This window comes from Paenibacillus sp. FSL R7-0210 (assembly GCF_038009085.1).
Classification (GTDB): Bacteria; Bacillota; Bacilli; order Paenibacillales; family Paenibacillaceae; genus Paenibacillus_AQ; species Paenibacillus_AQ silagei.
Map to the genome: position 1 here is coordinate 7,330,345 of NZ_JBBPAR010000001.1, position 21,444 is coordinate 7,351,788.

General features: G+C 47.1%; 39 protein-coding genes. 36 read left to right on the forward strand and 3 right to left on the reverse strand.

Going from position 1 to position 21,444, the window contains the following annotated elements:
* Positions 1 to 16: 16 nt before the first annotated feature.
* Positions 17 to 1,207 carry an elongation factor Tu gene (gene tuf / locus MKY64_RS31320; protein WP_036721850.1) on the forward strand — a complete coding sequence of 397 codons (1,191 nt, stop codon included), beginning with the start codon at positions 17 to 19 and terminating at the stop codon, positions 1,205 to 1,207.
* 91 nt (positions 1,208 to 1,298) lie between these two features.
* On the opposite strand, the gene MKY64_RS31325 is transcribed toward tuf, so the two are convergent.
* A complete protein-coding gene (locus tag MKY64_RS31325) occupies positions 1,299 to 1,640 on the reverse strand; it encodes a cupin domain-containing protein (protein ID WP_036721849.1) in 342 nt (113 codons plus the stop codon).
* A gap of 33 nt (positions 1,641 to 1,673) precedes the next feature.
* A complete protein-coding gene (locus tag MKY64_RS31330; protein WP_340957836.1) occupies positions 1,674 to 2,090 on the reverse strand; it encodes a V4R domain-containing protein in 417 nt (138 codons plus the stop codon).
* A gap of 254 nt (positions 2,091 to 2,344) precedes the next feature.
* On the opposite strand from MKY64_RS31330, the gene MKY64_RS31335 reads away from it, so the two are divergent.
* From MKY64_RS31335 to rpsI, 35 genes are all read left to right on the forward strand, one after another.
* Entirely contained in the window at positions 2,345 to 3,004 is a 660-nt protein-coding gene (locus tag MKY64_RS31335) for a Crp/Fnr family transcriptional regulator (protein ID WP_340957837.1), read from the forward strand.
* Between the two features lie 236 nt (positions 3,005 to 3,240).
* Positions 3,241 to 3,549, forward strand: a complete 309-nt coding sequence (gene rpsJ, locus MKY64_RS31340) for a 30S ribosomal protein S10 (protein ID WP_017692074.1) — start codon at positions 3,241 to 3,243, stop codon at positions 3,547 to 3,549.
* 38 nt (positions 3,550 to 3,587) lie between these two features.
* Positions 3,588 to 4,211, forward strand: coding sequence for a 50S ribosomal protein L3 (gene rplC, locus MKY64_RS31345; protein WP_036721840.1), 624 nt, complete (start codon positions 3,588 to 3,590; stop codon positions 4,209 to 4,211).
* Between the two features lie 25 nt (positions 4,212 to 4,236).
* Positions 4,237 to 4,860 carry a 50S ribosomal protein L4 gene (gene rplD / locus MKY64_RS31350; protein WP_036721837.1) on the forward strand — a complete coding sequence of 208 codons (624 nt, stop codon included), beginning with the start codon at positions 4,237 to 4,239 and terminating at the stop codon, positions 4,858 to 4,860.
* Positions 4,860 to 5,153 (forward strand): 50S ribosomal protein L23, encoded by a 294-nt coding sequence (gene rplW, locus MKY64_RS31355; RefSeq protein ID WP_019908225.1) that lies wholly within the window; start codon positions 4,860 to 4,862, stop codon positions 5,151 to 5,153. Before rplD ends, rplW begins: the two co-directional genes overlap by 1 nt.
* A 27-nt stretch (positions 5,154 to 5,180) precedes the next feature.
* Complete coding sequence (gene rplB / locus MKY64_RS31360; RefSeq protein ID WP_036692392.1) at positions 5,181 to 6,011, forward strand: 50S ribosomal protein L2; 831 nt, start codon at positions 5,181 to 5,183, stop codon at positions 6,009 to 6,011.
* A 77-nt stretch (positions 6,012 to 6,088) separates the two neighbouring features.
* Entirely contained in the window at positions 6,089 to 6,367 is a 279-nt protein-coding gene (gene rpsS / locus MKY64_RS31365; protein WP_036721834.1) for a 30S ribosomal protein S19, read from the forward strand.
* A 31-nt stretch (positions 6,368 to 6,398) separates the two neighbouring features.
* On the forward strand, positions 6,399 to 6,731 hold the full coding sequence (gene rplV / locus MKY64_RS31370; RefSeq protein ID WP_019908228.1) for a 50S ribosomal protein L22: 333 nt from the start codon (positions 6,399 to 6,401) through the stop codon (positions 6,729 to 6,731).
* A 13-nt stretch (positions 6,732 to 6,744) separates the two neighbouring features.
* A complete protein-coding gene (gene rpsC, locus MKY64_RS31375; protein WP_036721832.1) occupies positions 6,745 to 7,410 on the forward strand; it encodes a 30S ribosomal protein S3 in 666 nt (221 codons plus the stop codon).
* 2 nt (positions 7,411 to 7,412) lie between these two features.
* Positions 7,413 to 7,847 (forward strand): 50S ribosomal protein L16, encoded by a 435-nt coding sequence (gene rplP, locus MKY64_RS31380; protein ID WP_020427064.1) that lies wholly within the window; start codon positions 7,413 to 7,415, stop codon positions 7,845 to 7,847.
* Positions 7,837 to 8,034, forward strand: coding sequence for a 50S ribosomal protein L29 (gene rpmC, locus MKY64_RS31385; protein ID WP_019908232.1), 198 nt, complete (start codon positions 7,837 to 7,839; stop codon positions 8,032 to 8,034). Before rplP ends, rpmC begins: the two co-directional genes overlap by 11 nt.
* 43 nt (positions 8,035 to 8,077) lie before the next feature.
* Entirely contained in the window at positions 8,078 to 8,344 is a 267-nt protein-coding gene (gene rpsQ / locus MKY64_RS31390) for a 30S ribosomal protein S17 (protein WP_036692400.1), read from the forward strand.
* Positions 8,345 to 8,384: 40 nt separating this feature from the next.
* Entirely contained in the window at positions 8,385 to 8,753 is a 369-nt protein-coding gene (gene rplN, locus MKY64_RS31395) for a 50S ribosomal protein L14 (protein ID WP_036680556.1), read from the forward strand.
* 56 nt (positions 8,754 to 8,809) lie between these two features.
* Positions 8,810 to 9,163, forward strand: a complete 354-nt coding sequence (gene rplX, locus MKY64_RS31400; protein WP_019908235.1) for a 50S ribosomal protein L24 — start codon at positions 8,810 to 8,812, stop codon at positions 9,161 to 9,163.
* A gap of 30 nt (positions 9,164 to 9,193) precedes the next feature.
* Positions 9,194 to 9,736: a 50S ribosomal protein L5 gene (gene rplE / locus MKY64_RS31405; protein ID WP_209878863.1), complete on the forward strand. Its 543-nt coding sequence runs from the start codon at positions 9,194 to 9,196 to the stop codon at positions 9,734 to 9,736.
* A gap of 44 nt (positions 9,737 to 9,780) precedes the next feature.
* Positions 9,781 to 9,966, forward strand: coding sequence for a type Z 30S ribosomal protein S14 (locus tag MKY64_RS31410; protein WP_036589425.1), 186 nt, complete (start codon positions 9,781 to 9,783; stop codon positions 9,964 to 9,966).
* Between the two features lie 32 nt (positions 9,967 to 9,998).
* Positions 9,999 to 10,397 carry a 30S ribosomal protein S8 gene (rpsH, locus tag MKY64_RS31415; RefSeq protein ID WP_036692403.1) on the forward strand — a complete coding sequence of 133 codons (399 nt, stop codon included), beginning with the start codon at positions 9,999 to 10,001 and terminating at the stop codon, positions 10,395 to 10,397.
* A gap of 30 nt (positions 10,398 to 10,427) precedes the next feature.
* Entirely contained in the window at positions 10,428 to 10,970 is a 543-nt protein-coding gene (gene rplF, locus MKY64_RS31420) for a 50S ribosomal protein L6 (protein ID WP_036721827.1), read from the forward strand.
* Between the two features lie 84 nt (positions 10,971 to 11,054).
* On the forward strand, positions 11,055 to 11,423 hold the full coding sequence (gene rplR, locus MKY64_RS31425) for a 50S ribosomal protein L18 (RefSeq protein WP_036692407.1): 369 nt from the start codon (positions 11,055 to 11,057) through the stop codon (positions 11,421 to 11,423).
* Between the two features lie 26 nt (positions 11,424 to 11,449).
* Positions 11,450 to 11,947 (forward strand): 30S ribosomal protein S5, encoded by a 498-nt coding sequence (gene rpsE / locus MKY64_RS31430; RefSeq protein ID WP_036652980.1) that lies wholly within the window; start codon positions 11,450 to 11,452, stop codon positions 11,945 to 11,947.
* A 14-nt stretch (positions 11,948 to 11,961) separates the two neighbouring features.
* Positions 11,962 to 12,147 (forward strand): 50S ribosomal protein L30, encoded by a 186-nt coding sequence (rpmD, locus tag MKY64_RS31435; protein ID WP_019908243.1) that lies wholly within the window; start codon positions 11,962 to 11,964, stop codon positions 12,145 to 12,147.
* A gap of 41 nt (positions 12,148 to 12,188) precedes the next feature.
* Complete coding sequence (gene rplO, locus MKY64_RS31440) at positions 12,189 to 12,629, forward strand: 50S ribosomal protein L15 (protein ID WP_036692409.1); 441 nt, start codon at positions 12,189 to 12,191, stop codon at positions 12,627 to 12,629.
* Positions 12,629 to 13,927: a preprotein translocase subunit SecY gene (gene secY, locus MKY64_RS31445; protein WP_036721825.1), complete on the forward strand. Its 1,299-nt coding sequence runs from the start codon at positions 12,629 to 12,631 to the stop codon at positions 13,925 to 13,927. The genes rplO and secY overlap by 1 nt, the downstream gene beginning before the upstream one ends.
* A 98-nt stretch (positions 13,928 to 14,025) precedes the next feature.
* Positions 14,026 to 14,670, forward strand: a complete 645-nt coding sequence (locus MKY64_RS31450) for an adenylate kinase (protein ID WP_036721823.1) — start codon at positions 14,026 to 14,028, stop codon at positions 14,668 to 14,670.
* Between the two features lie 4 nt (positions 14,671 to 14,674).
* Positions 14,675 to 15,427: a type I methionyl aminopeptidase gene (map, locus tag MKY64_RS31455; RefSeq protein WP_036721822.1), complete on the forward strand. Its 753-nt coding sequence runs from the start codon at positions 14,675 to 14,677 to the stop codon at positions 15,425 to 15,427.
* A gap of 11 nt (positions 15,428 to 15,438) precedes the next feature.
* Positions 15,439 to 15,747, forward strand: a complete 309-nt coding sequence (locus MKY64_RS31460) for a KOW domain-containing RNA-binding protein (RefSeq protein ID WP_036721819.1) — start codon at positions 15,439 to 15,441, stop codon at positions 15,745 to 15,747.
* Positions 15,748 to 15,749: 2 nt separating this feature from the next.
* Positions 15,750 to 15,965: a translation initiation factor IF-1 gene (infA, locus tag MKY64_RS31465; RefSeq protein ID WP_018753971.1), complete on the forward strand. Its 216-nt coding sequence runs from the start codon at positions 15,750 to 15,752 to the stop codon at positions 15,963 to 15,965.
* A 53-nt stretch (positions 15,966 to 16,018) separates the two neighbouring features.
* Positions 16,019 to 16,132: a 50S ribosomal protein L36 gene (gene rpmJ / locus MKY64_RS31470; protein ID WP_003322638.1), complete on the forward strand. Its 114-nt coding sequence runs from the start codon at positions 16,019 to 16,021 to the stop codon at positions 16,130 to 16,132.
* Positions 16,133 to 16,151: 19 nt separating this feature from the next.
* Positions 16,152 to 16,520 (forward strand): 30S ribosomal protein S13, encoded by a 369-nt coding sequence (gene rpsM, locus MKY64_RS31475; RefSeq protein ID WP_036721817.1) that lies wholly within the window; start codon positions 16,152 to 16,154, stop codon positions 16,518 to 16,520.
* A gap of 19 nt (positions 16,521 to 16,539) precedes the next feature.
* Positions 16,540 to 16,935: a 30S ribosomal protein S11 gene (gene rpsK, locus MKY64_RS31480; RefSeq protein ID WP_020427052.1), complete on the forward strand. Its 396-nt coding sequence runs from the start codon at positions 16,540 to 16,542 to the stop codon at positions 16,933 to 16,935.
* A 131-nt stretch (positions 16,936 to 17,066) separates the two neighbouring features.
* A complete protein-coding gene (locus tag MKY64_RS31485) occupies positions 17,067 to 18,011 on the forward strand; it encodes a DNA-directed RNA polymerase subunit alpha (protein ID WP_036692422.1) in 945 nt (314 codons plus the stop codon).
* Between the two features lie 42 nt (positions 18,012 to 18,053).
* Entirely contained in the window at positions 18,054 to 18,419 is a 366-nt protein-coding gene (gene rplQ, locus MKY64_RS31490) for a 50S ribosomal protein L17 (RefSeq protein ID WP_019908254.1), read from the forward strand.
* Between the two features lie 179 nt (positions 18,420 to 18,598).
* Complete coding sequence (truA, locus tag MKY64_RS31495; protein WP_036721814.1) at positions 18,599 to 19,378, forward strand: tRNA pseudouridine(38-40) synthase TruA; 780 nt, start codon at positions 18,599 to 18,601, stop codon at positions 19,376 to 19,378.
* Positions 19,379 to 19,609: 231 nt separating this feature from the next.
* On the forward strand, positions 19,610 to 20,047 hold the full coding sequence (rplM, locus tag MKY64_RS31500) for a 50S ribosomal protein L13 (RefSeq protein WP_209878867.1): 438 nt from the start codon (positions 19,610 to 19,612) through the stop codon (positions 20,045 to 20,047).
* Positions 20,048 to 20,067: 20 nt separating this feature from the next.
* Positions 20,068 to 20,460, forward strand: coding sequence for a 30S ribosomal protein S9 (rpsI, locus tag MKY64_RS31505; RefSeq protein ID WP_036692433.1), 393 nt, complete (start codon positions 20,068 to 20,070; stop codon positions 20,458 to 20,460).
* Positions 20,461 to 20,527: 67 nt separating this feature from the next.
* Here the strand turns inward: rpsI and MKY64_RS31510 are convergent, their stop codons facing one another.
* Positions 20,528 to 21,421 carry an ImmA/IrrE family metallo-endopeptidase gene (locus tag MKY64_RS31510; RefSeq protein ID WP_340957838.1) on the reverse strand — a complete coding sequence of 298 codons (894 nt, stop codon included), beginning with the start codon at positions 21,419 to 21,421 and terminating at the stop codon, positions 20,528 to 20,530.
* Positions 21,422 to 21,444: the final 23 nt, after the last annotated feature.

Consider the following 21,444-nt stretch of genomic DNA (forward strand, 5'->3'; position numbering starts at 1 on the left):
AGGAGGAACTGTTCAAATGGCAAAGGCAAAGTTTGAACGTAACAAACCGCACGTTAACATCGGTACTATTGGTCACGTCGACCATGGTAAAACAACTCTGACTGCTGCAATCACAACTGTATTGTCCAAAAAATACGGTGGTGCTGCTGTAGCATTCGACCAAATTGATAAGGCTCCTGAAGAACGCGAACGCGGTATCACTATCTCCACCGCTCACGTTGAATATGAAACTCCTAACCGTCACTACGCTCACGTAGACTGCCCTGGACACGCCGACTATGTTAAAAACATGATCACTGGCGCAGCGCAAATGGACGGAGCGATCCTGGTTGTATCCGCAGCTGACGGCCCTATGCCACAGACTCGTGAACACATCCTGCTGTCCCGTCAAGTAGGCGTTCCTTACATCGTTGTATTCCTGAACAAATGCGACATGGTTGAGGACGAAGAGTTGCTTGAATTGGTTGAAATGGAAGTTCGCGATCTGCTTAGCGAATACGACTTCCCAGGCGATGACACTCCAATCGTTCGTGGATCTGCTCGTGAAGCTCTGCAGAACCCTGATGGCGAGTATGCACAGAAGATCGTTGAAATGTTCGAAACGATCGACACATACATCCCGCTTCCAGAACGTCAGACTGACAAGCCTTTCTTGATGCCTGTCGAAGATGTATTCTCCATCACTGGCCGCGGTACTGTGGCAACTGGTCGCGTAGAACGCGGAACAGTTAAAGTCGGAGAAGAAATCGAAATCGTTGGTATTCACGAAGAAACTAAGAAGTCTGTAGTTACTGGCGTGGAAATGTTCCGCAAATTGCTTGATTCCGCTCAAGCTGGCGACAACATCGGCGCATTGCTGCGTGGTGTTGACCGTAACAACATCGAGCGTGGCCAAGTATTGGCTAAGCCGAACTCCGTTAAGCCACACACTGAGTTCACTGCTCAGATCTACGTTCTGACTAAAGAAGAAGGCGGACGTCACAAACCATTCTTCACTGGTTACCGTCCACAGTTCTACTTCCGTACAACTGACGTAACTGGCATCATCAACCTGCCAGAAGGTACTGAAATGGTTATGCCTGGTGACAACATCACTGTAACTGTTCAGCTGATCTCCCCAATCGCTATTGAAGAAGGTACTAAATTCTCCATTCGCGAAGGCGGACGTACAGTTGGTGCCGGTTCCGTAGCTTCCATCCAGAAATAATTCAGGCTCTATCCGTTAGGATAGACTGAATATAAGTCAGGCCCCCTTCATTCGAAGGGGGCCTGTTTTATTTTATAGATATGATTGAGAATTAGATTTCCTTCGCATAGTCCGCACTTGGCAACTTGGATAAAACCACATGCAGGCTGGACGGCGATGAACTATTATTCGTATAAGCGAATGACTCGTCACCGGCAATGTAGATGGTCTCTCCTTGGATGAAGGAGAACTCTTCCTCATTAACATGAATGGTACCGTCACCGTGTAAGGCGAGGATATAGACATCTGCTCCCGGGTGCTTGTGAACGGGCAGCTTTTGCCCAGGCATGAAATTAAGCACAAATACTACGCTATCGCCTTTTTGGAAAATGATCTTTTTGGTAAAGCGTTCCTCTTGATACTGTACAGCCTCAGCTAGTGTTTTCTTTTCCATTATAAATCCCTGCTTTCATTATATTAGTATTATTTAAAGCTTAACTTCGTACTCGCAGTGCTCATGACCGGTGACATTACATTTGATCTCTTTCACTGAAACCTTGCGGCCGAGAATTCGGCACAGAGCACCTTCAATGATAGCTCCTTCCAGATCACAGACCATTCTTTCATCTTCAAGGGAAGGTAGTCCTTTGCAGAAGCAATCGTCAACAGCGATATTAATTTTGCGCTCATCGGAATGAACAATTCGGGGAATCCCGATTTTGAGCTCCTCAAAGATCTGCAGCAGCTCTTCCACGGAATGGACAGGCAGGCTCTCGCCGATCTTTCTGCCAATGGTCACAGTCGTTCCCTTTCCGCCTAACGGCAATCCCTGGTTCATTCCAATTAGACGGATGGTCCGGAATAGTTCAAGGGGTACCATATTGCCCAGAGTTGTTCTATTCATCTGGCGCATGTCCTCAAAAGTGTATTGCTGCAAGCCCATCAACTCCTTTTCTCTCTATGAACCTATTGTATAGACAGCCGGCACGTTAATCCTTGATATAGATCAAGTTTTATGAAAATTTGTGCGTCCAGTCACCCGGCAGCGCTTCGATCATTGATATGGTGGGATAAGCGACAGTAGAGGAGGAATGATGTATGGAATGCAATACGTGCAGTTCTCATGCCTGTGTGCGCCAGGTTCCGGTATTCAGGAGTTTGTCCGATGAAGAATTGGTTATCATAGAATCAATCACAGAATCCCATTCATATAAAAAGGGTAGCCAAGTTTGCCGAGAAGGGGAGCCGTCTGAAGCTTTGTTTGTGGTGAAGAGCGGGCTTATCAAACTGACGAAGAACAGTAAAGAAGGGAAGCAGCATATTGTCCGTTTTCTTTTCCCGGGGGATTATTTCGGTCAGTTTGCCTTGCTTCACAATAAAAATAATGATGTAACGGCGGAGATTATTGAGAGTGGAGTGGTCTGCCGGATGCACCGGAAGGATTTCATTCCCCTGCTGGAGCAGAATGCGGGCCTGGCGTTTAGCTTTCTGATGTCTGTTAGTGAGCAGCTGCATCTGGCGGAAGAAACAGCAGGGGCACTGCATATGTTTGAAGTGGAAAAACGGTTAGCCCGGCTTCTAGTCTACTTGTACACGAGGAATCTACCAGAATCAGCTCTGACAATGCAAGCTTTAAGACATTCCGTGGATCTCCCATCGGCGCAAAAAGAAGTGGCAGCGATGATCGGCACTACTGCCGAGACCCTAAGCCGTAAGCTGAACAAGCTGGAAGCGTTGAAGATCATCGCTATGCATAAAAGAACCGTGAATATTCTGGAGATGGAGACTTTAATTCAGCTCGCTGAAATCAGTCATTAACAATTTTCAGATAAAACCGTGTATTTTTAAACTTTTTTTCTGGAAAAGGTGATTTGTTTAGCAAAGGCTCTTGCAATATAGCCGCCTATTAGATATAATAATAAATGTTGTTCTGAGACGTTGCGATGATGTGAGAGGTTACTGACACACCCGGCCCCTTTGCCATGAGGTCGACGTCAGAAAATTTTCACGGAGTATGTCCGATAATAAATTGGGCGATAGAAGGAGGGACTAAAATGGCAAAGCAAAAAATTCGTATTCGCTTGAAAGCATACGACCACAGAATTCTTGATCAATCCGCAGAGAAAATCGTTGAAACAGCAAAACGTTCGGGTGCTGGTGTATCCGGGCCGATTCCGCTGCCAACTGAGAAGCAAATCATTACCATTCTCCGTGCGGTACACAAGTACAAGGATTCCCGTGAACAGTTTGAGCAACGGACTCACAAACGTTTGATTGATATTGTGAACCCAACACCACAAACTGTGGATGCCTTGATGCGCTTGGATCTACCGTCCGGTGTAGATATCGAAATCAAATTGTAATTCATTAAGTAATCAGGAAAAGAAAAGAGGTGTCAACATTGAAAGGTATCTTAGGAAAAAAACTCGGTATGACTCAAGTGTTTACTCCAGAAGGTAACGTAATCGCGGTTTCTGTTATCGAAGCTGGACCTTGTGTGGTACTGCAAAAGAAAGACCTGAATATCGACGGATATGAAGCAGTGCAGTTGGGCTTTTCCGATAAAAAGGAAAGTCGCTCCAACAAGCCTGAACAGGGTCACGCCAAAAAGGCAAATGCAACACCTAAGCGCTACGTTCGCGAAATTCGCGGTGTTGACCTCGGGTCACTCGAGGTTGGACAAGAGCTTAAGGCTGACATCTTCGCTGAAGGCGAGTTTGTTGACGTAACAGGTACTTCGAAGGGTAAAGGCTTCCAGGGTAACATCAAACGCTGGGGACAAAGCCGCGGACCAATGGCACACGGATCGCGTTACCACAGAAGACCGGGCTCGATGGGTTCCATCCAGGCTAACCGTGTTCCTAAGGGCAAACGCCTGCCAGGACATATGGGTCACACGACCGTAACGGTTCAAAAGCTTGAAATCATCCGGGTTGACGTAGAACGTAATGTACTGCTGGTTAAAGGCGCTATTCCAGGTCCTAAGAACAGCTTCGTGAAAGTTAAACAAACCGTTAAGAAATAATTACTGAAGAAAGGAGGAACATGAAATGCCAAAAGTAACACTTTTCAATACTAGTGGTAACGAAGTTGGCGAAGTTGAACTGAGTGATTCAGTTTTCGGTATTGAACCGAACGTACATGTGCTGCATGAAGCTGCACTTATGCAAAGAGCTTCCCTTCGTCGCGGTACACATAAAGTAAAAGGACGCTCTGAAGTGCGTGGCGGCGGACGTAAGCCTTGGAAACAAAAAGGTACAGGTCGTGCTCGTCAAGGCTCCATTCGTTCTCCACAATGGAAAGGCGGCGGCGTAGTCTTCGGACCAACACCACGCAGCTATTCCTGGAAATTGCCTAAGAAGGTTCGCCGGTTGGCCATCAAATCCGCGTTGTCCTCAAAAGTGCTTGAGAATGACATCATCGTATTGGATAGCTTGACTCTGAATGCTCCGAAGACGAAAGAATTCGCAGCGATTCTGAACAACCTTAAAGTGGGCAGCAAAGCCCTGATCGTAGCTCCTAGCTATGATGACAACGTAGCACTTTCCGCTCGTAACATCCCTGGGGTGAAATTCGTAGCGGCTGACGGCATCAATGTTCTTGACGTACTGACGTACGACAAACTGATCATCACTAAAGAAGCAGTTCTGAAGGTAGAGGAGGTGTTCGCGTAATGAAAGATCCTCGTGATATAATCAAGCGTCCAGTGATTACGGAACGCACATCCGAATACATGAGCGAACTGAAGTACGCTTTTGAAGTGGATATCCGTGCTAACAAGACCGAAATCAAAAAAGCTGTCGAGGCTATTTTTAAAGTAAAAGTCGTTAGTGTGAACACAATGCGCGTACCTGGTAAACTGAAACGTTACGGCAAATATTCCGGTTACACTCCGGAGTGGAAAAAAGCCATCGTGAAGCTTAGCCCGGACAGCAAGCCGCTTGAGTTCTTTGAAGCGGTAGAATAATACTCTTAAAGTAAGGAGGAAACTATAGTGCCAATCAAAAAGTACAAACCGACCTCTCCGGCAAGACGCAACATGTCTGTGTCTACGTTTGAAGAAATTACAACAAACCAGCCAGAGAAATCGTTGCTGTCCCCGCTGTTCAAGCATGCCGGACGCAACAACCAAGGTAAAATTACGGTTCGTCACCATGGCGGCGGACACAAACGTAAATACCGTATCATCGACTTCAAGCGGACTAAAGACGGCATACCTGGTAGCGTTGCTACAATCGAGTATGACCCGAACCGTACTTCCAATATTGCTTTGATCCACTATGCTGATGGAGAGAAACGTTATATCATCGCTCCTAAAGGCCTTAAAGTTGGGGATAAAGTTGAGTCCGGCCCTGCTGCGGACATCAAAATTGGTAACAGCCTTCCGTTGATCAACATCCCGGTAGGTACAGTTATCCACAACATCGAGTTGAAACCAGGCAAAGGCGGACAATTGGTTCGTGCTGCAGGTACTGAAGCTCAGTTGCTGGGTAAAGAAGATAAATACGTATCTGTTCGTTTGAACTCGGGTGAGGTTCGCAGAATCCTCAGCGTTTGCCGTGCGACTATCGGAGCCGTAGGTAACGGAGATCACGAACTGATCAAGATTGGTAAAGCCGGACGCAGCCGCTGGCTCGGACGTCGTCCTGAAGTACGCGGTGTTGTCATGAACCCTAACGATCACCCACACGGTGGTGGTGAAGGCCGCGCTCCTATCGGACGGAAATCGCCAATGTCACCTTGGGGCAAACCAACCCTCGGCTACAAAACGCGTAAGAAAAACAAAGCATCTGATAAATATATCGTTCGCCGCCGCACAAAATAAGACGCTTCAGGCAAGTTAGTTAAGCGCGAAGCGTCGATTCGCGGTTTTGAAGAACCGGATGAAGGGAGGATTCACACATGGGTCGCAGTTTAAAGAAGGGGCCGTTCATCGATGGCTACCTGCTGAAAAAAGTTGAGGATTTGAACGAGTCAGACAAGAAAGTCGTAGTAAAAACCTGGTCCCGTCGCTCAACCATTTTCCCTCAGTTTATCGGACATACGTTTGGTGTATATGACGGCCGCAAACACGTGCCTGTATACGTAACGGAAGATATGGTAGGTCACAAGTTGGGCGAGTTCGCGCCAACACGTACTTACAAAGGCCACGCGGGTGACGATAAGAAAACCAGAAGATAATTAACGTCTTCGTTTGAGAGGAGGGAAAACAATGGAAGCAAAAGCACATGCAAGATCGGTGCGGATTTCCGCTCGTAAAGCGAAACTGGTTGTTGACTTGATTCGCGGCAAGCAAGTGGGGGAAGCAATTGCAATTCTTCGCCACACTCCGAAGTCCGCTTCTCCGGTTGTTGAGAAGCTACTGAACTCGGCGATTGCGAACGCTGAGCATAACTACTCTATGGACGTTAACAGCTTATTCGTAAGCGAAGTTTTCGTTAACCAGGGTCCTACAATGAAACGTTTCCGTCCGCGCGCCATGGGCCGCGCAAGCCGGATCAATAAACGTACCAGCCACATTACTTTGGTGGTATCTGAGAAATAAGGAGGGATAACACGTGGGTCAAAAGGTAAATCCAGTCGGACTCCGAGTCGGTATTATTCGCGATTGGGAATCAAAATGGTATGCAGGCAAAGATTTCGGTACTCTTTTAATGGAAGACGTCAAAATCCGGGAATACCTTAAAGGCAAGTTGAAAGATTCCTCTGTTTCCCGCATCGAGATCGAAAGAGCGGCAAGCCGAGTGAACGTTACAATTCACACTGCCAAGCCAGGTATGGTAATTGGTAAAGGCGGAGCAGAAGTAGAAGTACTTCGCAGCGCAGTTACAACTATCGCCGGCGGTAAGAAAGTACACATCAACATCAATGAAATCAAACACCCTGAACTGGATGCTATTCTTGTTGCTGAAAGCATTGCACAACAGCTGGAACGTCGCGTATCGTTCCGTCGTGCTCTGAAACAAGCGATTCAAAGAACTATGCGTTCCGGCGCAAAGGGAATTAAAACTCAGGTTGGCGGACGTCTTGGCGGCGCTGAGATTGCCCGTTCAGAAGGTTATAGCGAAGGAACAGTTCCACTTCATACGCTTCGTGCTGATATCGATTACGGAACAGCTGAAGCACATACAACTTACGGCCGTATCGGCGTAAAAGTATGGATTTATCGTGGAGAAGTTCTTCCCCCAGCTAAGAAACAAGCTGCTCAGGAAGGAGGCAACTAATCATGTTGGTACCAAAGCGCGTTAAACACCGCAAGCAACAACGCGGTCACATGAAGGGTATGGCAAAAGGCGGAACCGAACTTAACTTCGGCGAATTCGGTTTGCAGGCACTGGAGCCATCTTGGATCACTAACCGTCAGATCGAAGCTGCTCGTATCGCAATGACACGTTACATCAAACGTGGCGGTCAGGTTTGGATCAAGATTTTCCCGGATAAGCCAATCACTCAGAAGCCTCTCGAGGTTCGTATGGGTAGTGGTAAAGGTAACGTTGAGAAGTGGGTAGCTGTAGTTAAACCGGGTAAGATTATGTTCGAACTCGGAGGCGTGTCGGAAGAAATCGCTCGTGAAGCGATGCGTCTTGCCGCTCACAAGCTGCCTGTAAAGACTAAGTTTGTGAAACGTGAAGAATTGGGTGGTGAAGCAAATGAAAGCTAATGAACTTCGCAACTTAACCACTGCTGAGATTGAACAGAAAATCGCCGGATTTAAGGAAGAACTTTTCAATCTCCGTTTCCAATTGGCAACAGGCCAACTGGATAACCCGACTCGGATTCGTGATGTGCGTAAGGAAATAGCTCGTGCTAAAACCGTTATCCATCAAAGAGTACTTGGGATTAGTTAAGTGACGGCGGATGCATAATCCGTAATCAGGAAGGAGGCTAATTATGAGCGAAGAGCGTAATGCACGTAAAGTGCTGATCGGTAAAGTAGTCAGCGACAAAATGGATAAAACCATCGTAATTGCTGTTGAAACCTATAAAAAGCACAATCTGTATCACAAACGCATCAAGTCCACGAAGAAATTCAAGGCACATGATGAAGAGAATGTAGCTAAAATTGGTGATGTCGTGAAAGTCATGGAAACTCGTCCATTGTCGAAGGACAAACGGTGGAGACTGGTTGAAGTGGTAGAAAAAGCGGTAATCATCTAAGACATGAAGCAGATCCCTTTCCGGAAGGAGGAAAATAATAATGATTCAACCATTTACACGTTTGCATGTGGCTGACAACTCTGGTGCGAAGGAACTGATGTGTATCCGCGTACTGGGTGGTACTGGACGCCGTACAGCAGCAATCGGCGATCTGATCGTTTGTTCCGTTAAACAAGCAACACCAGGCGGCGTTGTCAAAAAAGGTGATGTTGTTAGAGCGGTAGTTGTTCGTACAAAACGTTCGGTACGCCGTAAAGATGGATCTTACATCGCATTCGACGAAAATGCAGCTGTTGTTGTCAAAGACGACAGAAGCCCGCGCGGAACACGTATCTTCGGACCAGTTGCTCGCGAACTTCGCGACAAGGACTACATGAAGATCGTTTCCTTGGCACCGGAAGTAATCTAAAAATCCGAGTGATGCTCGGTTGTACTTGAAAAGGTCAGTTATAGGAGGTGTAATCAATGCCTAGAGTTAAAAAAGTTCTGGAATCCCATAACAATAAACTGCACGTGAAAAAAGATGATGTGGTGCTTGTGATCAGCGGGAAAGACAAAGGTAAAAAAGGCCGTGTCATCGCTGCTTATCCTCGTGAAAACCGCGTCCTGGTAGAAGGCGTGAACATGGTGAAGAAACACCAGAAGCCTAACCAGTTGAATCCGCAAGGCGGAATCATCGAGCAGGAAGCTTCGATCCATGTGTCCAACGTAATGCACATTGATCCGAAGAGCGGGAAAGTTACGCGTATCGGCTATAAAGTACTAGATAACGGTAAGAAGGTTCGGGTAGCAAAAAGATCCGGAGAGATTATCGACTAATACAGTCCTAATGAAAGGAGGTAAATCTTCATGGCAGCAAGAATGAAAGAACGTTATCTGAATGAAATCACACCATCTTTGATGCAGAAGTTTAACTACACAACAGTTATGCAAGTGCCTAAGATCGAGAAGATCGTCATCAACATGGGTGTAGGTGACGCTGTTCAAAACTCCAAAGTACTTGACGCTGCAGTTAACGATATGCAACTGATTTCTGGTCAAAAGCCGGTTATCACTAAAGCTAAGAAATCCATCGCCGGTTTCAAACTGCGCGAGAATATGCCGATCGGGGTTAAAGTAACACTGCGCGGCGAGCGTATGTATTACTTCCTGGATAAATTGATCAACGTAACGCTTCCACGCGTTCGTGACTTCCGTGGTGTTTCCAGCAAAGCCTTTGATGGCCGTGGTAACTACACACTGGGTCTTAAAGAACAATTGATCTTCCCGGAAATCGAGTATGACAAAGTGGATAAGGTTCGCGGTATGGACATCGTTATTGTAACGACTGCTAAGACGGACGAGGAATCCCGTGAGCTGCTGAATCAGCTGGGAATGCCTTTCACAAAATAAGAATCATCCATTTCTCCGAAAATGTTTAGGAGGTGTCAGTCTAAGTGGCAAAGACTTCAATGAAAGTTAAACAACAACGCGAGCCTAAGTTCAAAGTACGTGCATATACACGTTGCGAGCGTTGCGGTCGTCCACATTCGGTACTGCAAAAGTTCAAAATTTGCAGAATTTGTTTCCGTGAATTAGCTTATAAAGGCCAGATTCCTGGCGTGAAAAAAGCAAGTTGGTAAGAAGTTTATAAACGGGAAGGAGGTTTACACACATGACTATGTCTGATCCTATTGCAGATATGCTTACTCGTATTCGTAACGCCAACACTGTGCGTCACGAGACAGTAGAAATGCCTGCTTCTACTATGAAAAAACAAATCGCGGACATCTTGAAGCGTGAGGGCTTCATCCGTGATGCTGAATTCGTTGAAGATAGCAAACAAGGGATTATCCGTATTTTCCTGAAATACGGCCCAAGCCAGGAGCGCGTTATCACTGGTCTGAAAAGAATCAGTAAACCAGGTCTTCGCGTATACACGAAGAGCAATGAAGTGCCTCGTGTACTCGGTGGTCTTGGAATCGCGATTATCTCCACATCTAAGGGAGTTATGACCGACAAAGAAGCTCGTCAATCTAAATCCGGCGGAGAAGTTGTCTGCTACATTTGGTAATAAACGTCACAAGATAAGGAGGTGCAACACATGTCTCGTATTGGTCGCAAACCAATCGCAGTACCTAGCGGTGTAGATGTCACTTTGGACAACGCCGTTATTACAGTAAAAGGTCCTAAAGGCACTTTGACTCGTGAGCTTCATAAAGACATGAAGATTACAGTTGAAAATAACGAAATCACTGTTGTTCGCCCGTCGGACAACAAATTGCATCGTTCACTTCACGGCACAACCCGCTCCGTTGTCAACAACATGGTGAGTGGTGTGACTGAAGGTTTCTCGAAATCTCTGGAACTGGTTGGGGTCGGATATCGTGCAAGCAAATCCGGAGATAAGATCGTATTGAACGTTGGTTACTCCCACCCGGTTGAAATCACACCGGAAGCGGGTATCGAGTTCGATGTTCCTGCGAACACGAAGATCATCGTTAGAGGGATTGACAAAGAACGCGTTGGCGCTTATGCTGCCAAAATTCGTTCCGTACGTGAACCTGAACCATACAAAGGTAAAGGTATCAAATATGAAGGCGAGCGTATCATCCGCAAGGAAGGTAAAGCTGGTAAGAAGAAATAACCAGCTCTACCTTAATTGTAAGATACCCCGTGCATCTTAAAGTGAAGCTGTTTACGGCAAACTGAAGGGAGTGAAAGGGAAGTCATGATTACAAAAGAGGATAAAAACAAGGCTCGTCTCAAAAGACACCTGCGTGTTCGTAAGAAGATCCAGGGTACTACTGAGCGTCCACGTTTGAATGTGTTCCGTTCTTCGAAACACATCTACGCTCAACTGATCGATGATGTGACTGGCGTTACTATCGTATCGGCCTCCACACTTGATAAGGAATTGAGTGCTACAATCGGAAATGGCGGCAGCGTTGAAGCTGCAAGCAAAGTGGGTCAATTGATCGCTGAGCGCGCCAAAGAAAAGGGTTATGCAGTGGTTGTATTTGACCGCGGTGGATACTTGTACCATGGACGGATTCAGGCTCTGGCTAGCGCAGCTCGCGAAGCTGGTCTTGAATTCTAGAATATTTCTAAAAGGAGGTTAACGACTTGCGTGTAGATCCGAACAGTTTAGAACTGACAGAAAGAGTTGTACACATCAACCGTGTTGCAAAAGTTGTAAAAGGCGGACGCCGTTTCAGCTTTAGTGCACTTGTTGTTGTGGGCGACGGCAACGGCTACGTTGGTGCTGGTATCGGTAAAGCCGGCGAAGTTCCGGATGCCATCCGTAAAGGCATTGAAGACGCCAAGAAAAACCTGATCCACATTCCAATCGTAGGAACTTCGATTCCTCACCTGGTTACTGGACATTTCGGCGCAGGACGCGTTCTGCTGAAACCAGCATCCGAAGGTACCGGCGTTATCGCTGGTGGACCGGTTCGTGCGGTGCTTGAATTGGCAGGCGTTGGCGATATCTTGACAAAATCTTTGGGTTCTTCGAATTCCATGAACATGGTCAATGCTACTCTAGAGGGACTTTCCCGTCTGAAGCGCATTGAAGAGGTCGCGAAGCTTCGCGGCAAATCTGTCGAAGAATTACGCGGTTAAGGAGGGGAACGTCAATGGCTAAATTGCAAATTACCCTCGTACGCAGTGTAATTGGACGTCCAGAAACACAACGTGTTACTGTTAAGACGCTCGGCCTGCGCAAAACCAACTCGTCCGTGGTTCACAACGACACTCCTGCAATTCGCGGGATGATCAACAAAGTGAGCCACTTGCTGTCCGTTACTGAAATTGAAGGCTAATAAGCCTCGCATAAATTTACAAACATAAGGAGGTGCAAACGATGAAGTTACATGAACTTGCTCCAGCTCCTGGATCACGGAAAGAACGCAACCGCGTTGGTCGTGGACCAAGTAGCGGTAACGGTAAAACTTCGGGCCGTGGACACAAAGGTCAAAACTCCCGTTCCGGCGGTGGTGTACGTCCAGGCTTCGAGGGTGGACAAAACCCACTCTATCGTCGTCTGCCTAAACGTGGTTTCGTCAATCCTACCCGTAAAGAGTACGCGATTGTGAACCTGGAAGATCTGAATAGCTTTGCAGAAGGAACAGAAGTAACTCCTGAGCTTTTGCTTGAAACTGGTGTTGTCAGCAACACTAAGAGCGGCATCAAGATTCTCGGCAATGGTGAACTGGCTGTTAAATTGACTGTCAAAGCAAATAAGTTCTCTCAATCTGCGGTAGAGAAAATCGAAGCTGCCGGCGGTAAAACCGAGGTGATCTAATGTTCAAGACGCTTAAGAATATATGGCATGTTGAAGATTTGCGCAAAAAGATCCTGTTTACCCTGTTCGTTCTGATCATTTACCGCATCGGTTCGTTTGTACCGGTTCCCGGTGTGAACAAAGAAGTACTGGAATCAACAAATCAGGGCGGAGACGCTTTGATGGGTCTTTTGAACACCTTCTCGGGCGGAGCGCTCAAAAACTTCTCGATTTTTGCGATCAGCATTTACCCGTATATCACAGCATCCATCATCGTTCAATTGCTTTCGATGGATGTTGTCCCTAAGTTTGCCGAATGGGCTAAGCAAGGGGAACACGGGAAAAAGCAACTGGCGCAAATTACGCGTTACGGCACAGTAGTGCTAGGTTTGATCCAAGCGTTTGCCACATCTATCGGGTTTAACCGGATTTATGGCACTGAGATGATTCCAAATGCAACCTTTGCGGATTACCTGCTTATTGCGATCATATTGACGGCGGGTACATCGTTCTTGATGTGGTTAGGTGAGCAGATCACTGAAAAGGGTATAGGAAACGGGATTTCGATCCTGATTTTTGCGGGAATCGTCGCCGCCTTTCCGGGATATATCACCACTACGGCGCAATCAAGCTTCATTCAGCCGGGTCAGATGTTCCTGAATATTCTTAAAGTCGTTATTGTACTGATCGTGGTTGTTGCGATTATTGTCGGGGTGATCTTTGTTCAACAAGGTATCCGTAAAATCCCTGTACAATATGCCAAGCGCGTAGTCGGTAACAAAATGTACGGTGGACAGAATACGCACATTCCGCTTAAAATTAATGCGGCTGGTGTAATTCCTGTTATCTTCGCCGTTTCACTGCTTCAATTCCCGGTCGTTTTATCGAGCTTCTGGTCCACCCACGCTTGGGCTAAATGGGTCTCGGCCAATCTGGATCATACCAAGCCGCTCGGCATGCTGCTGTATGTAGTCATGATCATCGGATTCACGTTCTTCTATACGTTTGTCCAGATGAACCCGCAGCAAATGGCTGACAATATGAAAAAGAATGGCGGATACATTCCAGGTATACGTCCAGGTAAGGCTACTGAGAAATATCTGACTAGAGTTATGTCGCGTCTGACCATGTCCGGTGCGCTCTTCCTGTCATTAATCTCTGTACTGCCAGTATTATTTGGATCGTTGTCCGGGTTACCGAAGCAAGTGCAGATTGGTGGTACGGCACTGCTGATTGTAATTGGTGTTGCGCTGGATACCATGAAGCAGATCGAGAGCCAATTGATCAAACGCCATTACAAAGGCTTCATCAATAAATAGGCGATAGGTTCCGGAGAAGTACCTAAGGCTTTAAACTTCCCGGTACCTATTGTGCTGTTTCTTGCTTGGTGGCGAACTTTCGGGGGGAGAAGAGAATCGTGAACATATTATTCATGGGCCCTCCTGGGGCAGGCAAGGGAACACAAGCCGCTGTTGTTGTAAAAGAGTTGGGTATTCCTCATATTTCGACTGGTGATGCATTCCGCTTGGCTATTAAGCAAGGCACACCGGTTGGACTTAAGGCCAAATCTTATATTGATCAAGGGTTGCTTGTACCTGATGATGTGACTATTGGAATCGTCGAAGAACGGCTGCAGCAGTCCGATTGCGAAAAAGGTTTTTTATTGGATGGCTTTCCAAGAACCCTTTCGCAAGCGGAAGCGCTGGGAGAAATCCTCAGCCGGCTTGGAACTTCACTGGATCACGTTGTCAACTTGAATGTGGACCGCGGACTGCTGATGGCGCGTCTTACCGGACGCCGGATCTGCTCAGTATGCGGAACATCCTACCATTTAATTTTTAACCCGCCGAAGCAAGAAGGCGTCTGCGACATTGATGGCGGAGAATTGTATCAGCGTCCGGATGACAACGAAGAAAGTGTAGGCAAGCGTCTGGATGAGTACGATAACAAGACAGCGCCGCTGCTTGCATTTTATGACGATAAAGGTCTTGTGCGTCAGGTCAACGGAGAAAACGAAATCAATGTCGTTTCTTCTGAAATCGTATCTATGCTGCGGGGTTAATGTAATGATCATTTGCAAATCCGAACAGGAACTTGTCTTTATGAGGGAAGCTGGTCGAATTGTTGCCGAGAGTCACCGTCTTATTGCTGAAGCTATCCAGCCAGGCATTACTACCGGTGAGCTCGACAGAATCGCCGATGGGTACATTCGCAGTCAGGGTGCTGTGCCGTCTTTCAAAGGCTACAACGGTTTTCCTGCCAGCATTTGCGCTTCAGTCAACGAACAATTGGTGCACGGATTTCCAGGGAAACGCAAACTGGTAGAAGGCGACATCGTTACGCTGGATATCGGTGCAGAGTACCGTGGTTATCACGGTGATTCCGCCTGGACATACGGGGTGGGCAGCATTTCCGAAGAGGCTCAGCGTCTGCTGGACGTCACGGAAGGCTCCCTGTACGCTGGACTGGCGTTAGTCAAACCGGATGTGCGCTTGTTTACAATCTCCCATGCCATTCAGTCATACATTGAAGACGCCGGATTCTCCGTTGTCCGCGAGTATGTTGGTCATGGCATTGGGGCAGAACTGCATGAAGAACCGCAAATTCCGAACTATGGCATAGCGGACCGCGGACCACGTCTGAAGCCGGGTATGGTACTCGCCATTGAGCCGATGGTTAACGCTGGAGAACGTTATGTCAGAACGCTGGATGATAACTGGACGGTCGTTACGGTAGACGGTTCACTGTGCGCTCACTTCGAGCATACAGTAGCAGTTACACCGGACGGCATGGAAATTTTCACAAAACTGAATGCGTAGGTGATCTTCACGTGAATACTGGGAGCAGCCCGCAGGTTGGTCAAATCGTGAGAATTCTCAAAGGCAAGGATGCCGGAGAGGCTGCCGTTGTTATCGCAGTTGTGGATAGCAGATTTGTATATATTGCTGATGGGGACAAACGTAAGTTTGACAGCCCAAAGAAGAAGAATATTCAGCATTTGGAGCTCATACCCTTCATCAGCAGTGAGATTGTAGACAGTTTGGAAGAAACCGGCCGGGTCACCAACGGAAAGCTGCGGTTTGCAGTGATGAAGTATGGCCAGCCCGCTGGAAAAAGTGCTAATGAGAAAGGAGACTAACTGTGGCTAAGGAAGACGTCATTGAGGTAGAAGGAACGGTTATTGAGCCGTTGCCTAACGCAACTTTTAAGGTTGAGCTTGAGAACGGTCATCAAATACTTGCCCATGTGTCCGGGAAATTGCGGATGCACTTTATCCGTATCCTAACCGGAGACAAAGTGGTCGTGCAGTTATCGCCTTATGATTTATCAAAAGGCCGTATAACTTACCGTAAATAGATGGGAACTACAACAAAAGTTTTGCTTCGCAAAACTTTGAGGAGGTAATTAACATGAAGGTAAGACCTTCTGTAAAGCCCATTTGCGAAAAATGCAAAGTCATCCGCCGCAAAGGGACTGTTATGGTAATTTGCGAAAATCCGAAACACAAACAAAAACAAGGTTAAGAAGGGGGTGTAGCGTAAAATGGCTCGTATAGCTGGAGTGGATTTGCCACGTGATAAGCGCGTTGAGATCGCCTTGACTTATATTTTCGGAATCGGTAAAACGACTTCCCAGAAAATTCTTAATGAAACAGGCATTGACGTTAACACACGTGTCCGTGATTTGACGGAAGATGAAGTCAGCAAACTGCGTGAAACGATCGACAAAGAGGTTAAGGTTGAAGGTGACCTTCGTCGTGAAATTTCCTTGAATATTAAGCGTCTTACTGAGATCGGCTGTTACCGCGGTGTTCGTCACCGTCGTGGATTGCCTGTTCGCGGTCAACGTACCAAAACCAATGCTCGTACCCGTAAAGGCCCGCGTCGTACTGTAGCAAACAAAAAGAAATAAGAAGAGGTGATAAGAGACAATGGCTAAACCGAAAAAAGTCGTACGTACGAAACGTCGCGACCGGAAAAATATCGAGTCTGGCGTGGCACATATCCGTTCCACGTTCAATAACACTATCGTTACGATCACGGATCCCCACGGAAATGCAATTTCCTGGGCAAGCTCCGGCGGTCAAGGATTCAAAGGTTCCCGTAAATCGACTCCATTTGCAGCGCAAATGGCAGCCGAAACAGCTGCTAAGGCAGCTATGGAACACGGCATGAAGTCCGTTGAAGTTATGGTTAAAGGACCGGGCGCGGGCCGCGAAGCAGCCATCCGTTCCCTTCAGGCCGCTGGTCTTGAAGTAAACCTCATTAAAGACGTTACTCCAGTTCCTCACAATGGATGCCGTCCGCCGAAGCGTCGCCGCGTTTAGTACAATCAGAATTGTGATTGTGGTATAATTCTGACGCATCTGCTAATAATAGGTGTTTAGGCATACTACATGATACACCTGATGGGGTGACTGTTTCATATAGGAGCGACGTTTGAAGGAGGGGTACACTCGTGATAGAAATCGAAAAGCCGAAGATTGAGACCGTAGAAGCCAATGATGATGGGACCTATGGGAAATTCGTAGTTGAACCGCTGGAACGTGGATATGGCACGACTCTGGGGAACTCGCTTCGCCGGATCCTGCTTTCCTCCCTTCCGGGAGCCGCAGTGACTTCGGTCCAAATTGACGGCGTTCTGCATGAGTTCTCGACCGTTCCCGGCGTAATGGAAGATGTGACGGAAATCATCCTGAACCTTAAAGCTCTGTCTCTGAAGATTCATTCGGATGAAGAGAAAGTGTTCGAGATTGATGCTGAAGGAGAAGGCATCGTTACCGCGGGTGATATCCGTGCGGACAGCGATGTTGAGATCCTGAACCCGGATCTTCATATTGCAACGCTGGGACCTGGCGCGAGACTGCACATGCGCATTTTTGCAGGCCGTGGTCGCGGCTACGTCCAAGCGGACCGGAACAAACGCGACGATCAGCCAATTGGTGTAATTCCAGTTGACTCTATCTACACTCCTATTTCACGTGTGAATTACGGTATTGATAATACCCGTGTTGGTCAAGTGACTAACTACGACAAGTTGACGCTGGAAATTTGGACAGATGGCAGTATCCGACCGGAAGAAGCCGTTAGCCTTGGAGCCAAAATTTTGAACGAGCACCTCGTTCTGTTCGTAGGTCTTACGGATGAAGCGAAAGACGCCGAAATTATGGTTGAAAAAGAAGAAGACAAAAAAGAAAAAGTACTTGAGATGACGATCGAGGAGCTTGATCTTTCTGTCCGTTCCTACAACTGCCTCAAACGTGCCGGTATTAATACCGTGCAAGAGCTGACTACGAAAACTGAAGAAGATATGATGAAGGTTCGTAACCTGGGCCGCAAATCTTTGGAAGAGGTTCAAGAGAAGCTTGAGGAACTTGGTTTGGGACTTCGTACAGAAGAATAGGACCCCGGAGTTCTTGAGACTTGAGTGAAGGAGGGAAAACAAATGGCATACCAAAAATTGGGCCGTGATTCCAGCGCGCGTAAAGCTTTGTTCCGCGATATGGTAACGGATCTGTTCCTATACGAACGTATTCAGACAACAGAAGCCAAAGCGAAGGAAGTTCGTTCCATCGCTGAGAAACTGATCACTAAAGCGAAAAAGGGCGATCTTCATGCTCGCCGTCAAGTAGCTGCATTTGTTCGTCGTGAGACTGTAGATGGTGAACAAGATGCAATCCAAAAATTGTTCTCTGACATTGCTCCACGTTACACAGAGCGTCCAGGCGGATACACTCGTATCCTGAAGCTGGGACCTCGCCGTGGCGATGCTGCGCCTATGGTTTATCTTGAACTGGTAGACCGCGCGTAGTTTCACAAGCCATGATTTCCGGATGTACGCTTTACGTATTTAACGTTATTGTACTGCAGGGCATAGTACCCTGCCGTGCAAATAACCGCGGGAATCACCTTGTATAGAGTAGAAGGAGCTCCCGCCGGGGCTCTTTTTTTTGAGAATAAATTAAGTATATGGACCAACAGGAGAATGAAATGCGCAATCTATTGATGAAAGTCAATTATGACGGTACCCACTATGATGGCTTTCAGACCCAGCCTCAGGGCAATACGATTCAGGACAAGCTGGAGCATGCAATTCAGCATCTGACCGGTGAGACGCTCAAAATCACGGGCTCAGGACGGACTGATGCAGGGGTGCATGCTTATGGCCAACCTTTTAACTTCATAACCTCCTCACAGATTCCGCTGGAGCGCTGGTGTCTGGCGCTGAATGCCAGGCTGCCGCAGGATATCGTGGTTACTGAGGCTGCTGAGGTTCCGCTCTCGTTCCACTCCCGTAGAGGGGCGAAGCGTAAAACCTACCGCTACACGATTAACGGCAACCGGTTCCCGGACCCGTTCCAGCGGCGCTGGCAGCATCATCATCCGATGAAGCTGAACGTTCCTGCAATGGAGCTGGGGCTAAGCGCGCTGCTGGGGACCCATGATTACACCTCGTTTGCGTCCAGGAAGTCTACCAAGACTTCGCATGTGCGGACCATTTATGAGGCTTATCTTGAAGTAGACCGCAGTATGTGCCGCCCGGGCTCTCCTGACCAGGGAGTGATCCATACCTATATTACAGGCAGTGGCTTTTTGCAGCATATGGTACGCATTATTATGGGCACGCTGATGCAGGTGGGGCAAGGTAAAATCAGCGCAGATAGAATGCCTGTCATTCTTGCGGCTTGTGATCGTGCAGCGGCCGGACCTACGGCTGTGTCTAAGGGGCTGGCACTCTGGAGTGTGGAATATGACGAGATAGACGACTAAACGGCCGATACTATATTTTTTATGAAAATAAGTACTGATTGTTTAAAAATCGCTTGCGCTTGTCATGTTTATACTGTAATATAAAAGTTGTGTTTTCTTGATGGCTATCCCACAGCCCCGATCAAGGAAATGCCAACAAATAATTTTTTTAACTCACTAAATTGTAATTCAATCGCGAAACAAGATATACGAAACAGATGATTTTCGTACGAGAACAAGGAGGAAACATTCATGCGTACCACCTACATGGCGAAGCCGAACGAAGTTGAACGCAATTGGCACATCATTGATGCCGAAGGCAAAACACTTGGCCGTTTGGCAAGCGAAGCCGCTGCCCTGATCCGCGGCAAACACAAACCGCAATTCACTCCACACGTTGATACTGGTGATTTCGTAATTGTTATCAACGCTGAGAAGATTCACCTCACAGGTAAGAAAATGCAAAACAAGAAATACTACCGTCACTCGATGCACCCAGGTGGCTTGAAAGTTACCGTTGCGGAAGAACTGCTCAAGACCAAACCTGAGCGTATGATTGAATTCGCAGTTCATGGTATGATTCCTAAGACTCGTCAAGGTAATCACATGAAGCTGAGACTCAAAGTATATGCAGGCGTTGAACATCCACATGCAGCACAAAAACCTGAAGTTTACGAACTTCGCGGATAAGAATAAAGGAGGACAGTTTCATGGCACAAGTACAATACTATGGGACAGGTCGTCGTAAACATTCGGTAGCACGTGTTCGCCTTGTACCGGGTGAAGGACGCATTGTCATTAACAAACGTGAGATGGACGAATATTTCGGTGTTGAAACACTGAAAATGATCGTAAGACAACCTTTGAACCTGACTGAAACTCTGGGCAGCTACGATGTAATCGTACTTGCACATGGTGGCGGCATTTCTGGTCAAGCTGGCGCAATCCGTCACGGGATTTCCCGTGCATTGCTCAAAGTAGACCCTGAATATCGCGGTACGCTGAAGAAAGCCGGCTTCCTGACACGTGACCCACGTATGAAGGAACGTAAGAAATACGGCCTCAAAGCTGCTCGTCGCGCACCTCAGTTCTCGAAACGTTAATATTCCCTTGTTTTCAAGGAAAAGAAGCTCCTGGCCTATTGGCCGGGAGCTTTGTTTTTGTTACCCCTCACAGAAATCTTCGTACTGTACTTTGATCCGCTTCAAAGATCTGTTCAACATCTCTCATTTGGAGTACAAAGTTTCGTTTGGATGAACCATACCGGTGTACAAGCTGGTGAAGCTGTAAGGTAAGCTGTCCATCGAAGCAGATCAGATCTCCCCTTGCGGCTGGCGCAAGTTCGAAATTCCTCAGGGCATCCAGCTCAATTTCTTGAAACCTCTCCTCTAAAGGAATCCTCCATTCAGTTCGTGTAGATAACGTGTGTTGATCAAGACAGACAATAAGCTGATCGGGGCCATCCAAAGTGCTGTGAGGATCATAATAGGCAAAGACTGCTGGTTGATCCGAAGCTTGGCACCATTCCTCTTCAGCTTGATAAAAGGCATACGGATGCTCTTTTCTCTTCTTAGGCCACATTTCTCCTTCATACTCCCGACGTAAGATTTGATCAAACCGGATTTTGGCCATATCTATGGGTACACCAAAGAGCTCTGAAATCTGCTGAACTGCAATAGAATATTGATCGGATAAACTGTACGTTTGGAGCATAAAAAAGGGCATAGTGGCATAAAGAACGAATTTCTCGGCATCCTCCTCCTGCGCTTTGATGAAGGGGACAGGCATTACCGTCTGATTGCCAGCGTGTCTCAGGATGTGGCATAGCTCATGCAGAAAATCAAACCGCTGCTTCATAGGAGAATCCCGATTATCCAGAAGTATATAACGTACACCTAATGAGGACTCATAGGCACGGCTTGTCATCGGCGCATAATTAACAAGCACATCTAACTCCTCTGAAAGCTTAGGAATCGTGATGTCCTCTGGTTGCAGAATCGAATGTGTTATGTAGAGATCCTCCACGAAATGTTCCAAATGTGTTTTTGTATAATGAATAAACATAATAAACCTCCGAAATAGAATGT

Coding starts and splice junctions, on each gene's coding strand:
- rplQ (WP_019908254.1), top strand. CDS start 18,054: ATGGCATACCAAAAATTGGGCCGTGATTCCAGCGCGCGTAAAGCTTTG.
- tuf (WP_036721850.1), top strand. CDS start 17: ATGGCAAAGGCAAAGTTTGAACGTAACAAACCGCACGTTAACATCGGT.
- rpmC (WP_019908232.1), top strand. CDS start 7,837: ATGAAAGCTAATGAACTTCGCAACTTAACCACTGCTGAGATTGAACAG.
- rplF (WP_036721827.1), top strand. CDS start 10,428: ATGTCTCGTATTGGTCGCAAACCAATCGCAGTACCTAGCGGTGTAGAT.
- truA (WP_036721814.1), top strand. CDS start 18,599: ATGCGCAATCTATTGATGAAAGTCAATTATGACGGTACCCACTATGAT.
- rpsS (WP_036721834.1), top strand. CDS start 6,089: ATGGGTCGCAGTTTAAAGAAGGGGCCGTTCATCGATGGCTACCTGCTG.
- MKY64_RS31330 (WP_340957836.1), bottom strand. CDS start 2,090: ATGAATAGAACAACTCTGGGCAATATGGTACCCCTTGAACTATTCCGG.
- MKY64_RS31325 (WP_036721849.1), bottom strand. CDS start 1,640: ATGGAAAAGAAAACACTAGCTGAGGCTGTACAGTATCAAGAGGAACGC.
- rpsQ (WP_036692400.1), top strand. CDS start 8,078: ATGAGCGAAGAGCGTAATGCACGTAAAGTGCTGATCGGTAAAGTAGTC.
- rpsK (WP_020427052.1), top strand. CDS start 16,540: ATGGCTAAACCGAAAAAAGTCGTACGTACGAAACGTCGCGACCGGAAA.
- rplW (WP_019908225.1), top strand. CDS start 4,860: ATGAAAGATCCTCGTGATATAATCAAGCGTCCAGTGATTACGGAACGC.
- rpmJ (WP_003322638.1), top strand. CDS start 16,019: ATGAAGGTAAGACCTTCTGTAAAGCCCATTTGCGAAAAATGCAAAGTC.
- secY (WP_036721825.1), top strand. CDS start 12,629: ATGTTCAAGACGCTTAAGAATATATGGCATGTTGAAGATTTGCGCAAA.
- rplR (WP_036692407.1), top strand. CDS start 11,055: ATGATTACAAAAGAGGATAAAAACAAGGCTCGTCTCAAAAGACACCTG.
- rpsM (WP_036721817.1), top strand. CDS start 16,152: ATGGCTCGTATAGCTGGAGTGGATTTGCCACGTGATAAGCGCGTTGAG.
- rplO (WP_036692409.1), top strand. CDS start 12,189: ATGAAGTTACATGAACTTGCTCCAGCTCCTGGATCACGGAAAGAACGC.
- rplE (WP_209878863.1), top strand. CDS start 9,194: ATGGCAGCAAGAATGAAAGAACGTTATCTGAATGAAATCACACCATCT.
- rplX (WP_019908235.1), top strand. CDS start 8,810: ATGCCTAGAGTTAAAAAAGTTCTGGAATCCCATAACAATAAACTGCAC.
- rpsJ (WP_017692074.1), top strand. CDS start 3,241: ATGGCAAAGCAAAAAATTCGTATTCGCTTGAAAGCATACGACCACAGA.
- rpsI (WP_036692433.1), top strand. CDS start 20,068: ATGGCACAAGTACAATACTATGGGACAGGTCGTCGTAAACATTCGGTA.
- map (WP_036721822.1), top strand. CDS start 14,675: ATGATCATTTGCAAATCCGAACAGGAACTTGTCTTTATGAGGGAAGCT.
- rpsH (WP_036692403.1), top strand. CDS start 9,999: ATGACTATGTCTGATCCTATTGCAGATATGCTTACTCGTATTCGTAAC.
- rplM (WP_209878867.1), top strand. CDS start 19,610: ATGCGTACCACCTACATGGCGAAGCCGAACGAAGTTGAACGCAATTGG.
- MKY64_RS31510 (WP_340957838.1), bottom strand. CDS start 21,421: ATGTTTATTCATTATACAAAAACACATTTGGAACATTTCGTGGAGGAT.
- rplD (WP_036721837.1), top strand. CDS start 4,237: ATGCCAAAAGTAACACTTTTCAATACTAGTGGTAACGAAGTTGGCGAA.
- rpmD (WP_019908243.1), top strand. CDS start 11,962: ATGGCTAAATTGCAAATTACCCTCGTACGCAGTGTAATTGGACGTCCA.
- rplP (WP_020427064.1), top strand. CDS start 7,413: ATGTTGGTACCAAAGCGCGTTAAACACCGCAAGCAACAACGCGGTCAC.
- rplN (WP_036680556.1), top strand. CDS start 8,385: ATGATTCAACCATTTACACGTTTGCATGTGGCTGACAACTCTGGTGCG.
- rplV (WP_019908228.1), top strand. CDS start 6,399: ATGGAAGCAAAAGCACATGCAAGATCGGTGCGGATTTCCGCTCGTAAA.